Here is a 12461-nt window from a genome sequence, read left to right on the forward strand (position 1 = left end):
CCTCGGGTCTCTGCCGACCGAGCGGCTCTCCAGAAAACCGGGCCCCCTACCGGCGTGAGGGAGCGAAATCGGATGTTCGGTTTTCCAAGGCTCTTCTCTTGGTTACTTCTCTTGAGCCAGCAAGAGAAGTGACCGCCGGCCGGGCGCGACCGGCGGGCTCTCACGCAAAGCGCAAACCCAGCCAGCGCCGCAGGCGCAAAAAGAACCTCTAAACCTCCAACCACTCCTTGCGCACGTAAGCATCCCCCCTCAGCTGAGAAGGCGTCCCCTCGAACACGATCTGCCCATGCCCCATGACGAGGCAACGGTCCGCCACCTCCAGCGCGATCGTGAGCTTCTGCTCCACCAGCAGCACCGACACGCCGCGCCGCTTGAGCTCCCGCAGGTACTCGGCAACGAGTTCCACGATCTTGGGCGCCAGGCCCTCGGTGGGCTCGTCGATCATGATGAGCTCCGGGTCGCCCATCAGCGTGCGGCACAGCGTGAGCATCTGCTGCTCACCGCCGGAGAGAACGCCAGCCTCGGTGTGCTGTCGTTCCTTCAGCCGCGGGAACAGTGCATACATGTCGTCGAGCTTCCAGCGGGGGTTCTTCGCGCCGCGCTTTTCGCCCAGCAGCAGGTTCTGCTGCACCGTCAGCTTGGGAAAGATGTCGCGGTTCTCCGGCACGTAGCCAATGCCCAGATGCGCGATTTCAAAGGCCTTCCTGCCCAGCACCTCGGTGTCGCGCCAGCGGATGGAGCCGGTGCCGTTGACCAGGCCCATGATGGTCTTGACCGTGGTGGAGCGGCCCGAGCCGTTGCGCCCGAGCAGCGCCACGATCTCGCCGGGCTTGACCTCGAAGTGAACGCCATGCAGCACATGGCTCTTGCCGTAGAAGGCATGCAGGTTGTCGAGTTTGAGCATACGGTTCAGGCGCTCGCTTCCGCCGCCTGCGCATCCGCCAGCACCGAGCCGAGATATGCCTCCTGCACGCGCGGGTTGGCACGCACCGCCTCCGGCACATCGAAGGCGATGACCTCCCCGTACACCAGCACGGCGATCTTGTCGGCCAGGCCGAACACCACGCCCATGTCGTGCTCCACGGTGAGCAGGGTCTTGCCCTGGGTGACGTCGCGGATCAACTGCACGAAGCGCTTGGTTTCGCTCTTGCTCATGCCGGCGGTGGGCTCATCCAGCAGCACCACGCTGGCGCCGCCGGCAATGGTGATGCCGATCTCCAGCGCGCGCTGTTCGGCATAGGTGAGGTTCATCGCCAGCACGTCGCGCTTCTTGTGCAGCTTGATCATCTCCAGCACTTCCTCGGTGCGCTCATTGGCGTCCCGCAGGTCGGCCAGGAACTTCCAGAAGGCGTAGCGGTAGCCCATGCTCCACAGCACGGCGCATCGGATGTTCTCGAACACGCTCAGGCGCACGAACAGGTTGCTCACCTGGAAGCTGCGTGACAGGCCACGCCGGTTGATCTCGTACGGCTTGAGCTGGTCGATGCGCTCGCCGTTGAGCAGGATCTCCCCGCTGGTGAGGCCGAAACGGCCGCTGATCAGGTTGAACAGCGTGGACTTGCCCGCGCCGTTGGGGCCGATGATGGCCACCCGCTCACCCGGCTTCACGCACAGGCTGGCGCCGCGAATGATCTCCGTCTTGCCGAAGCTCTTGCGGACGTCCTTCAGTTCCACCGCATAGCTCATAGCAGCTCCCGGCGCTTGATCTCTTTTTCGATCTCTTGCTGTATCTCGTCCCACTGGCGCTTGAAATGGCGCCGCGTCAGCTCGAACAGCGCCAAGCCCGTGACGATGAGGAAACCGGCACCGAACCAGCTGTCCAGCGCCTGCGCGTTCAGTGAGGCGCCCAGGAAGGTGAGCCTGGGCCCCAATGCCGCGTTGAGCTGCAGGTGGTAGAGCATCTCGATCATCGCGGCCGCGCCCACGAGGATGACCAAGCCCGTGCCCGCCAGCGCCAGGTACGAGGTCCACAGCCGCTTGAGCTTGCCGAAGGCCGCCACGCGCAGGTTCATCATGATCAGGCTGGCGATGCCGCCGGGCGCATACATCACCATGAACAGGAACACCAGTCCCAGGTACAGCAGCCAGGCCTTGGTGAGCTCGGACAGCAGCACCAGCGCCACCACCAACAGCACCGCGCCGATGATCGGCCCGAAGAAGAAGGTGGCACCGCCGAGGAACACGAACAGCAGGTAGGCGCCCGAGCGCGCCGCGCCCACCACCTCGGCGGTGACGATCTCGAAGTTCAGCGCACCCAGCCCGCCCGCGATGCCGGCGAAGAAGCCCGAGATCATGAACGCCAGGTAGCGCACGCGCTGCGTGTCGTAGCCGATGAACTCCACCCGTTCCGGGTTGTCGCGCACCGCGTTGAGGATGCGGCCCAGCGGCGTGCGGGTGAGCATGAACATCAGCGCGGTGGACACGAAGCAGTACAGCGCGATCAGGTAGTACACCTGGATCTGCGGGCCGAAGGTGATGCCCATCACGGCCTTGCCGACCACGCGATTGCCCGACACGCCGCCTTCGCCGCCAAAGAACTCGGGCAACATCAGCGACATGGACCACACCAGCTCGCCGATGCCCAAGGTGATCATCGCGAAGGTGGTGCCGGACTTCTTGGTCGTCACGTAGCCGATCAGCGCGGCAAACACCAGCCCGCCCAGGCCGCCCACCAGCGGCACCAGGCTCACCGGGATGTTGAAGGCGCCAGCGCTCGCCAGGTTGAGCGTGTGGATGGCCAGGAAGGCGCCCAGCCCGCTGTACACCGCATGCCCGAAGCTCAGCATGCCGCCCTGCCCCAGCAGGATGTTGTAGGCCAGGCAGGCGATGATCGCGATGCCGATCTGCGTGAGCATGGTCTGCGCCAGGCTGCTGGTCCACACCAGCGGGGCGATCAGCAGCACCAGCGCATATAAGGTCCAAAGGACCCAGCGGCCCACGTTGTAGGGGCGGAAGTGGACGTAGCGGCGGGGCGCCGTGGGCGGCGTGCCGGAGGCCGCCGGAGCAGCGAGGGTGGTGGTGGCTTGCATCTCTAGTCCTCCCGCGTGCCGAGCAGGCCCTTGGGCCGGAAGATCAGGATCAGCACCAGCAGCAGGTACGGCAGGATGGGCGCCGCCTGGGCCATGGTGATGCGCAGCAGCGGCCAGCCCGGCGTGTCCGGGCCGATGCGCCCGCCGAACGAATTGATCAGCGTGCCCAGCGAGGCGTCGATCGTCACGGGCACCGTCTGCAACAGACCGATGAGCAGCGATCCCACGAAGGCGCCCGCCAGCGAGCCCATGCCGCCGACCACCACCACCACGAAGATGATGGAGCCGACGATGGCTGCCATGGACGGCTCAGTCACGAAGGTGATGCCGCCGATCACGCCGGCCAGGCCGGCCAGCGCGCAGCCGCTGCCGAACACCAGCATGAACACCCGCGGCACGTTGTGGCCGAGGGCCTCCGCCATGTCGGGATGGGTGAGCGCGGCCTGGATCACGAGGCCGATGCGGGTGCGGGTGAGCAGCAGCCACAAGGCCACGAGCATCAGCAGGGCCACCATCATCATGAAGCTGCGGGTGAGCGGGAAGCGCGAGCACGCCACCACCACGTCAGCCGCGCCACGGCACATGGCCTCCGGCGCCGCGCCCAGCACCACGCGCAGCCCATCGGCCGACGACTGCACGAGCGTGAACGCCGGCCCTTGCAGGGACTTGGGCGGTGTGAACGGCACGGCCGAGCGGCCCCAGATGAGTTGCACCAGTTCGAGCACCACATAGGACAGACCGAAGGTGATGAGCAGTTCCGCCACATGGCCGAACTTGTGCACCCGGCGCAGCGCCAGGCGCTCGAACAGCGCGCCCAGGCCGCCCACCGCCAGCGGCGCGATGAACAGCGACGGCCAGAAGCCGATCAGCCCGGTGAGCGTGTACGCGAAGTACGCGCCGATCATGTAGAAGCTGGCGTGCGCGAAGTTCAGCACGCCCATCATGCTGAAGATCAGCGTGAGGCCGGAACTCAGCATGAACAGCAGCAGCCCGGAGCTGATGCCGTTCAGGATGTTGATGACGACTTGGTCCAAGGCACCTTCCTCGATGAAGACAACGGGCCCGTCGGGATGCTCCCGCGGGCCCGTTCCACAGCGCTAAGCAGGTCAGGGCCGCTTCATCTGGCAGGACGTGGGCGTGCTCGCCACATAAGCGTCGTACGCCTTCACCGGCTGGAAGTTGAAGCCGGTGTTCTCCACGCTGTAAGGTGCCTTGGCGTCGGCCTTCTTCCAGACCGCGATGTACACCGGCTGCTGCAGCTGATGGTCGTTCTTGCGCAGCTCCACATCGCCGTTGAAGCCCTTGAAGCGCATGCCTTCCATGGTGGCGGCCACCTTCACCGGGTCGGTGGACTTCGCCTGCGCCATCGCCTTGGACAGGGCGGCAAACACGTTGTAGACGTCCAGCGTGTACCAGTCGTCGTTGAACTTGGCCTTGAACTCGTCGGCGTACTTGCCGGCGTCGCCGCCCAGGGCGTTGTGGCCGTAGGACACCATGAACACCCGGCCCGCCGCATCGGGGCCCAGCGCGGTGGGCGTGCCCGAGACCGTGGCGTAGTAGGTATAGAACTTGACGTTCAAGCCGGCGTCGTTGGCGGACTTGACCAGCAGCGTGAGGTCCGAGCCCCAGTTGCCGGTGATCACGGTGTCGGCGCCGGAGGCCTTGATCTTGGCGATGTAGGGCGCGAAGTCACGCACCTGGGCCAGCGGATGCAGGTCCTCGCCCACGATCTGCACGTCGGGGCGCTTGCGTGCGAGGGTTTCCTTCGCGTACTTGGCGACCTGGTGGCCGTGCGAATAGTTCTGGCCGATGATGTAGACCTTGTGCACGTCCTTCTGGTCCTTCAGGAACGTGGTCAGGGCCTCCATCTTCATGGAGGTGTCGGCGTCGAAGCGGTAGTGCCAGTACGAGCACTTGCTGTTGGTGAGGTCAGGGTCCACCGCAGCGTAGTTGAGGTAGAGCACCTCCTTGCCCGGGTTGCGTTCGTTGTGCTTCTGCACCGCGTCCACGATCGCCAGCGCCGCGCCCGAGCCGTTGCCCTGGGCCACGTAGCGGATGCCTTGGTCCACCGCCGACTTCACCGCGTTGGTGCTCTCCGACGGGCTCAGCTTGTTGTCGATGCCGACGACTTCGAATTTCACGCCGGCCGGATTGATCTTCGGGTCGTTGTTGAACTTCTCGGCGAAGAACTGGAAGCTCTTCAGCTGGTTCTGCCCCACCGGCGCCATCAGCCCGGTCAGCGGGTCGATCCAGGCGATCTTGACCGTCTCGCCCTTTTGCGCGAACGCCATGCCGGCGTTGAGGGCGAGCGCTGCAGCAACCGATACGTTGAACGATCTGCGCGTGAATTTCATGCTTGTCTCCAGCGTTCCAGTGAATGGTCGAAAGTTAACGGATGCGGGCACGTTCAGGTTTCAGGGACTTCCCCCGACAGCCTGTCACGCGTGAGACAGATTGGCTCAACCGGACACGGCCGCGGGGAGCTTGTAGCCGCTGAACTGCTCGCGCAACTTCAGCTTCTGGATCTTGCCGGTGGCGGTGTGCGGAATCTCGGTGACGAAGGCCACGTCGTCGGGGATCTGCCATTTGGCGATGCGGCCCTCGTAGAAGGCCAGCAGCGCCTCGCGGGTGACCTCGGCACCGGGCTTCTTCACCACCACCAGCAGCGGCCGCTCGTCCCACTTCGGGTGGGCGATGGCGATGGCGGCCGCCTCGTGCACCGCAGGGTGCGCCATGGCAATGTTCTCCAGGTCGATCGAGCTGATCCACTCGCCGCCGGACTTGATCACGTCCTTGCTGCGGTCGGTGATCTGCATGAAGGCGTCCGCATCGATGGTGGCCACGTCGCCGGTAGGGAACCATTCCCCCTTGCCGGGGATCTGCAGCAGCGGCGACTGGGCCTGGCCGAAGTAGCTCTGGATCACCCACGGCCCGCGCACCACCAGGTTGCCGGAGGCCTGCCCGTCCCAGGGCAGCGGATGGCCGTCGTCATCCACGATCTCCATGTCGATGCCGTAGATCACCTTGCCCTGCTTTTCCAGCAGCCGGTGCTGCGCTTCAGGCGGCAGTTGCAGGTGCTTGGCCTTCAGCTTGGACAAGGTGCCCAGCGGCGACAGCTCGGTCATGCCCCAGGCGTGGATCACCTCCACGCCGTAGTCGTCCTCCAGCGTGCGCATCATCGCCGGCGGGCAGGCCGAACCGCCGATCACCGTGCGCTTGAAGCTGCTGAACTTCAGCTCGTTCTGCTTCACGTAGGTGAGCAGCCCCAGCCAGACGGTGGGCACGCCCGCGCTGTAGTTCACCTGCTCGTTCTCGAACAGCTCGTACAGCGACTTGCCGTCCAGGTGCGGCCCGGGCAGCACCAGCTTGCAGCCCACCAGCGCGCCGGAATACGGCAGGCCCCAGGCATTGACGTGGAACATGGGCACCACCGGCAGCACCACGTCCTTGGCGGACATGGCCATCGCGTCCGGCATGGCGGAAGCAAACGCGTGCAGCACGGTGGAGCGATGGCTGTACACCGCCCCCTTGGGGTGGCCGGTGGTGCCGGAGGTGTAGCAGATGCTGGACGCGGTGTTCTCGTCGAACTCCGGCCAGATGAAGTCGCCGTCCTGTGCTTCCACCAGCTCCTCGTAACACAGCAGGTTCGGGATGCCGGTCTGCGCCGGCATGTGGGCGCGGTCTGTCATCAGCACGAAGTGGCGCACCGACTTCATGTGCTCGCATAGCTTTTCCACCAGCGGCAGGAAGGTGCAGTCGAAACACAGCACGGCGTCGGCCGCATCGTTGGCGATCCAGGCGATCTGCTCCGGAAACAGGCGCGGGTTGATCGTGTGGCATACCAGGCCCGAGCCGGAGGCGCCGTAGTAGATCTCCAGGTGGCGGTAGCCGTTCCAGGCCAGCGTGGCCACTCGGTCGCCGGCCTGCAGGCCCAGCGCAGCCAGCGCCTGGGCCACCTGGCGCGAGCGACGTTCCGCGTCGGCCCAGGTGTAGCGGTGGATGTCCCCCTCGACCCGCTTGGACACGATTTCGGTGTCGCCCGAATGGCGGGCGGCATGCTTGATCAGCGACGAGATCAGCAGCGGCATTTGCATCATCTGGCCCATGAGCGCCATGAACAGCTCCTTCAACAAACGAATCGGCCCATGATGGAAGCAGCCATCGGGGCTGGCAAGGGGGCAAGTCCTGCCGGCTTGTCGCTCAGGCGACAACCACCCCGGCAAGCTGGGCATGGTGCTGGCTACACTCGATCGATGGACCTGGATGTACCGCTTCGCCCGCCGCCTGCGAGTGCTCAGCTGCGCTGGCGCAACCGTTTCGCAGCGCTCGGCGATCGTTTCTTCACTGAGCTGCCCGCCGCCGGCCTGCCCCAGGCGCACTGGGTGGCGGTGAGCGAGCCCTGCGCCGCGGAGCTGGGCCTGCCGCCCGACTGGTGGCAAAGCCCTGACGCGCTCCAGGTCTTCAGCGGCAACGGCGTGTGGCCGGGCATGCGGCCGCTGGCCAGCGTGTACAGCGGCCACCAGTTCGGCGTGTGGGCCGGCCAGCTGGGCGACGGCCGGGCGCTGTGGCTGGGTGAGTTGGACACGCCGAGCGGCCCGCGCGAACTGCAGCTCAAAGGCGGCGGCAAGACACCCTACTCCCGCATGGGCGATGGCCGGGCCGTGCTCCGCTCCACCATCCGCGAATTCCTGTGCTCCGAAGCCATGGCGGCGCTGGGCGTGCCCACCACGCGCGCACTGTGCATGACCGGCTCCGCGCTGCCGGTGCGGCGGGAGGAGATCGAAACCGCCGCCATCGTGACCCGGGTGTCGCCCAGCTTCATCCGCTTCGGCCACTTCGAGCACTTCACCCACACCGAGCCGGACGAACAAGCGCTGCGCGCGCTGGCGGACTTCGTGATCGATGCCCATTACCCGGCGCTGCGCGACGACCCGTCTCCTTACGCCGCGCTGCTGGAGGAAGTGACACGCCGCACCGCCACGCTGATGGCCGACTGGCAGGCCGTGGGCTTCTGCCACGGGGTGATGAACACCGACAACATGTCCATCCTGGGCCTGACCATCGACTACGGCCCCTTTGGTTTCCTGGACGCCTTTGACCCCGGCCACATCTGCAACCATTCCGACCACAGCGGGCGTTACGCCTACGCCCGCCAGCCCAATGTGGGCTACTGGAACCTGCACGCGCTGGCCACCGCGCTGCTGCCGTTGATCGGCGAGCAGGATGCGGCACTGGCCGCGCTGGAGGCCTACAAGACCACCTTCCCGGAGGCCCTGCTGGCCCGCATGCGCGCCAAGCTGGGCTTGCGCACCACGGAAGCGGCGGACAACGAGCTGGTCGACGGCCTGCTGCAGCGCATGGCGGCGGACCGGGCCGACTTCACCATCACCTTCCGCCGGCTGGGCCGCTTTTCCACCGCCCCGGCCGCCGACAACAGCGCGGTGCGCGACCTCTTCCTGGACCGCGAGGCCTTCGACGCCTGGGCCAGCCGCTATGCCGAGCGCCTGCGCCGCGAAAACAGCCACGACGCGGAGCGCGCCGCCCGCATGGACGCGGTGAATCCGAAGTTCGTGCTGCGCAACCACCTCGCCGAAGCGGCCATCCGGGCGGCGCGGGATGGCGACTTCACGGAGACCATGCGCCTGCTGAAAGTTCTGCAGCGTCCGTTCGACGAACAACCCGAGCAAGCGGCGTACGCCGACTTCCCGCCCGACTGGGCCCAGCACCTCGAGGTTTCCTGTTCATCATGACCCGCGACACCGAACCCCACGACCACGACGACCCGCGCTACCCGGTGCACAAGAGCGACGAACAGTGGCGCGCGGAACTTGACCCGATGCAGTACCAGGTCGCCCGCCACGCCGCCACTGAACGGCCCTTCACCGGCAAGTACTGGGACCACTGGGAAGCCGGCAAGTACAACTGCGTGGGCTGCGGCACGCCGCTGTTCGACGCCGGCACCAAGTTCGACGCCGGCTGCGGCTGGCCGAGCTACTACCAGCCGATCAACAGCGAAGTGGTGGAACGCGTGGTGGACACCACCCACGGCATGGTGCGGGTGGAGGTGCGCTGCAACAAGTGCGGCTCGCACCTCGGCCATGTGTTCGAGGACGGGCCGGAGCCCACCGGCGAGCGCTTCTGCATCAACAGCGCGGCGATAAACTTCGCGCCCAAATGAAGCTGCTGTTCGACTTCCTGCCCATCATCCTGTTCTTCGGCTCCTTCAAGTACGCCGAGGGCCACAAGGAGTGGGCGACCGCCTTTGCCAACGAGCACTTCTCTGCCCTGGTCTCCGGTGGCACGGTGGGCCCCAACGAAGCCCCGGTGCTGCTGGCCACCCTGGTGGTCATCGTGGCCACCCTCACGCAGGTGGCGGTGCTGCTGGCACGTGGCAAGAAGATCGACCTCATGCTGTGGGTGAGCCTGGGGCTGGTGGTGGTGCTGGGCGGCGCCACGGTGTGGTTCCACAACGAGACCTTCATCAAGTGGAAACCCACGCTGCTGTACTGGGTGATGGGCGGCGCCTTCGCGGTGGGGCAATGGGTGTTCGGCAAGAACCTGCTGCGCGTGCTGCTCGGGGAGCAGCTGCAGCTGCCTGAGTTCGTGTGGCGCAGGCTCAACGTGGCCTGGGTGAGCTTCTTTGCCTTGATGGGCGTGCTCAACCTCTGGGTGGCGTTTCACTTCTCCACCGATGCCTGGGTCAACTTCAAGGCCTTTGGCGCCACGGCGCTGATGCTGGTGTTCACGGTGGCGCAGGGCCTGTACCTCGGCCGCTATGTGGAAGAGGCTTCGGGCGAGCCGGCCAAGCCCTCGGAAGGCCAGCCATGAGCGCGGTGACCGAGGAGCAGATCCGCCTGGCCCTGGTGGCCGCGCTGCAGCCACAGCAGCTGGAAGTCATCGACGACAGCCACCTGCATGCCGGCCACGCCGGCGCACGCGAAGGACGCCATTTCACGGTGCGCATCCACTGCGCGCAGTTCACTGGTTTGTCCCGTATCGCGCAACATCGCCTCGTGTATCATGCCCTGCGCGACTTGATCCCCCAGGGCATCCACGCCTTGGCCATCGAGGCTCACGTCCCCGATCCGTCCTGAAGCGCCTTCCGTTCCCAGCTTTTGAACCGAATGACCGCTTGAGCGTCAGAGGCTGGTGCGGCGCGTCCGTGTCGCGTATCTGATTGTTTCCCTGAAAGGCTTTCCCGCCATGAACATCCATTCCTCTGGCCTGCGCGTCGCCGTGGCCGCCGCTGCCCTCGCACTGCTGGCTCCGCTGGCCGCACAGGCCCAGAACATTGCCGTGGTCAACGGCAAGGCGATTCCGAAGTCGCGTGTGGACGCCCTCATCAAGTCGGCCACCAAGCCCGGCCAGCCGGTGCCGCCGGAACTGGAGTCGCGTGCCCGCGACGTGGTGGTGATGCAGGAGATCTTCGCGCAGGAAGCCGAGCGCCGCGGCCTGGCCGCCACGCCGGATTACAAGGCCCAGATGGAACTGGCCCGCACCCGCGTGCTGCTCGACCAGCTGCGCGCCGACTTCGAGAAGAAGAACCCGGTCACCGAAGCCGAGGCCAAGGCCGAGTACGACAAGGTGAAGGCCGAAGCCGGCACCGGCATGGAATACCACGCCCGCCACATCCTGGTGGAAAAGGAAGACGACGCCAAGAAGCTCATCGCCGACATCCAGAAGGGTGCGAAGTTCGAGGAGCTGGCAAAGAAGAACTCCAAGGACCCGGGCTCGGCCGAAAACGGCGGCGACCTCGACTGGGCCAACCCGGGCAGCTATGTGCCGGAGTTCAGCCAGGCCATGACCAAGCTCAAGAAGGGTGAAGTGACGCCCGAGCCGGTGAAGAGCCAGTTCGGCTTCCACATCATCAAGCTGGAAGACACGCGCCAGGCCCAGTTTCCGAAGTTCGAGGAAGTGAAGCCGCAGATCGAACAGCGCCTGGGCCAGATGAAGCTGCAGAAGTTCCAGGAGGACCTGCGCGCCAAGGCCAAGACCGACTACAAGTTCTCCACCCCGCAGCAGTAAGCACGCGGCACGGCGGACCGCAAGGGGCGCTTCGGCGCCCCTTGTCGTTGGTGCGCCGGCTTCAGGGCAGCAGCCGCCCGGCCTCGATGTGCAGCTGGCGCTCGCAGCGGGCCGCGATCTCGCGGTCGTGCGTCACCAGCACCAGCGTCGTGCCGGCTTCGCGGTTCAGCTCGAACATCAGGGCCATCACGCGCTCGCCAGTGGCGAAGTCCAGGCTGCCGGTGGGCTCGTCGGCCAGCAGCACCGCCGGTCGCACCACGAAGGCCCGCGCCAGCGCCACACGCTGCTGCTCGCCGCCGGACAGCACCTTCGGATAGTGCTGCAGGCGCTCGCCCAGGCCCACACGCCGCAGCATGTCGGTGGCCTGCGCACGGGCATCTCGCTGGCCCAGCAGCTCCAGCGGCAGCATCACGTTCTCCAGCGCGGTCAGGTTGCCCAGCAGCTGGAAGCTCTGGAACACGAAGCCCAGGGTGCGTGCCCGCATCGCGGCGCGGTCGTCTTCGTCCAGCGCAAAGAGGTCCTGCCCCGCCAGGCGCACCGTGCCCGCGCTGGGCACGTCCAGGCCCGCGATCAGCGACAGCAGCGTGCTCTTGCCGGAGCCCGACGCGCCCACGATGGCGGCCGATTCCCGGGCGCGCAGCTCGAAACTGATCTCATGGAGAATGGTCAGCACGCCGGTGGAATCGGAGACCTGTTTGCTGACGCGCTCTACCGCAATGATGGGTTGTGACATGACAAGTGGGAAGGTTGAACCGCACCGGGCAACACGGCGGGCATGGCTGCTGCACTGTAGCGCGCTGTGGCTGGCGGGCACGTCGGCGGCCCCTGCAGCCACACAGCCGAAGCGCATCCTTGTCGTGGGCGACAGCCTCTCGGCCGAATACGGCCTGGCGCGCGGCACCGGCTGGGTGGCGCTGCTGGAGCGCAAGCTGGCACAGGAGCGCATTGCCGCCAGCGTGGTGAACGCGAGCATCAGTGGCGACACCACCGCCGGCGGCCGTTCACGGCTGCCCGCGCTGCTGGTCACCCACAAGCCCACCCATGTGGTGCTGGAGCTGGGCGCCAACGACGCACTGCGCGGCCTGCCGCTGGCCACCACCCGCAAGAACCTGGACGACATGGTGGCGGCCTGCAAGGCATCGGGCGCGCGCGTGCTGCTGGTGGGCATGCGCATGCCGCCCAACTATGGGCGCAAGTACAGCGACGAGTTCGTGGCGCTGTACGGCGAGGTGGCGCGCCAGCAAGGCGCTCAGTTGGTGCCCTTCCTGCTGAAGGACGTGGCCGACGCACCGAATGCCGACGCGCTGTTCCAGGCCGACCGCATGCACCCGCGCGCAGAAGCGCACCCGGTGATGCTGAACAACGTCTGGACCGGGCTCAGGCCGCTGCTGGCGTCCTGAAGCCCTT

The 12461-nt window shown here is 66.4% G+C and carries 13 protein-coding genes; 6 read left to right on the forward strand and 7 right to left on the reverse strand.

Going from position 1 to position 12461, the window contains the following annotated elements:
• Positions 1-208: 208 nt before the first annotated feature.
• From VPH43_RS08575 to VPH43_RS08600, 6 genes are all read right to left on the reverse strand, one after another.
• Positions 209-904, reverse strand: coding sequence for an ABC transporter ATP-binding protein (locus VPH43_RS08575; RefSeq protein WP_328577256.1), 696 nt, complete (start codon positions 902-904; stop codon positions 209-211).
• 5 nt (positions 905-909) lie between these two features.
• Positions 910-1686 (reverse strand): ABC transporter ATP-binding protein, encoded by a 777-nt coding sequence (locus VPH43_RS08580; RefSeq protein WP_328577257.1) that lies wholly within the window; start codon positions 1684-1686, stop codon positions 910-912.
• Positions 1683-3029, reverse strand: coding sequence for a branched-chain amino acid ABC transporter permease (locus VPH43_RS08585; protein WP_328577258.1), 1347 nt, complete (start codon positions 3027-3029; stop codon positions 1683-1685). The genes VPH43_RS08580 and VPH43_RS08585 overlap by 4 nt, the downstream gene beginning before the upstream one ends.
• Before the next feature lie 2 nt (positions 3030-3031).
• Positions 3032-4006, reverse strand: coding sequence for a branched-chain amino acid ABC transporter permease (locus tag VPH43_RS08590; protein WP_442909249.1), 975 nt, complete (start codon positions 4004-4006; stop codon positions 3032-3034).
• 129 nt (positions 4007-4135) lie between these two features.
• Complete coding sequence (locus tag VPH43_RS08595) at positions 4136-5383, reverse strand: branched-chain amino acid ABC transporter substrate-binding protein (protein WP_328577260.1); 1248 nt, start codon at positions 5381-5383, stop codon at positions 4136-4138.
• A 105-nt stretch (positions 5384-5488) separates the two neighbouring features.
• Positions 5489-7144, reverse strand: coding sequence for a 3-(methylthio)propionyl-CoA ligase (locus VPH43_RS08600; RefSeq protein ID WP_328577261.1), 1656 nt, complete (start codon positions 7142-7144; stop codon positions 5489-5491).
• 138 nt (positions 7145-7282) lie between these two features.
• On the opposite strand from VPH43_RS08600, the gene VPH43_RS08605 reads away from it, so the two are divergent.
• From VPH43_RS08605 to VPH43_RS08625, 5 genes are all read left to right on the forward strand, one after another.
• Positions 7283-8779 (forward strand): protein adenylyltransferase SelO, encoded by a 1497-nt coding sequence (locus VPH43_RS08605; protein ID WP_328577262.1) that lies wholly within the window; start codon positions 7283-7285, stop codon positions 8777-8779.
• A complete protein-coding gene (gene msrB / locus VPH43_RS08610; protein WP_328577263.1) occupies positions 8776-9207 on the forward strand; it encodes a peptide-methionine (R)-S-oxide reductase MsrB in 432 nt (143 codons plus the stop codon). Before VPH43_RS08605 ends, msrB begins: the two co-directional genes overlap by 4 nt.
• A complete protein-coding gene (locus tag VPH43_RS08615; protein WP_328577264.1) occupies positions 9204-9857 on the forward strand; it encodes a septation protein A in 654 nt (217 codons plus the stop codon). The genes msrB and VPH43_RS08615 overlap by 4 nt, the downstream gene beginning before the upstream one ends.
• A complete protein-coding gene (locus tag VPH43_RS08620) occupies positions 9854-10123 on the forward strand; it encodes a BolA family protein (RefSeq protein WP_328577265.1) in 270 nt (89 codons plus the stop codon). Before VPH43_RS08615 ends, VPH43_RS08620 begins: the two co-directional genes overlap by 4 nt.
• A gap of 109 nt (positions 10124-10232) precedes the next feature.
• Positions 10233-11054, forward strand: coding sequence for a peptidylprolyl isomerase (locus VPH43_RS08625; RefSeq protein WP_328577266.1), 822 nt, complete (start codon positions 10233-10235; stop codon positions 11052-11054).
• 61 nt (positions 11055-11115) lie between these two features.
• Here the strand turns inward: VPH43_RS08625 and VPH43_RS08630 are convergent, their stop codons facing one another.
• The gene (locus VPH43_RS08630; RefSeq protein WP_328577267.1) at positions 11116-11787 is read right to left on the reverse strand and encodes an ABC transporter ATP-binding protein; all 672 of its coding nucleotides are present in this window, start codon (positions 11785-11787) and stop codon (positions 11116-11118) included.
• On the opposite strand from VPH43_RS08630, the gene VPH43_RS08635 reads away from it, so the two are divergent.
• Positions 11786-12454: an arylesterase gene (locus VPH43_RS08635; RefSeq protein ID WP_328577268.1), complete on the forward strand. Its 669-nt coding sequence runs from the start codon at positions 11786-11788 to the stop codon at positions 12452-12454. The two genes, VPH43_RS08630 and VPH43_RS08635, sit on opposite strands and share 2 nt — an antisense overlap.
• The last annotated feature ends 7 nt before the right edge of the window (positions 12455-12461 follow it).

Origin of the sequence: Ideonella sp. BN130291 (genome assembly GCF_036231905.1) — a bacterium.
Classification (GTDB): domain Bacteria; phylum Pseudomonadota; class Gammaproteobacteria; order Burkholderiales; family Burkholderiaceae_C; genus CAMLIZ01.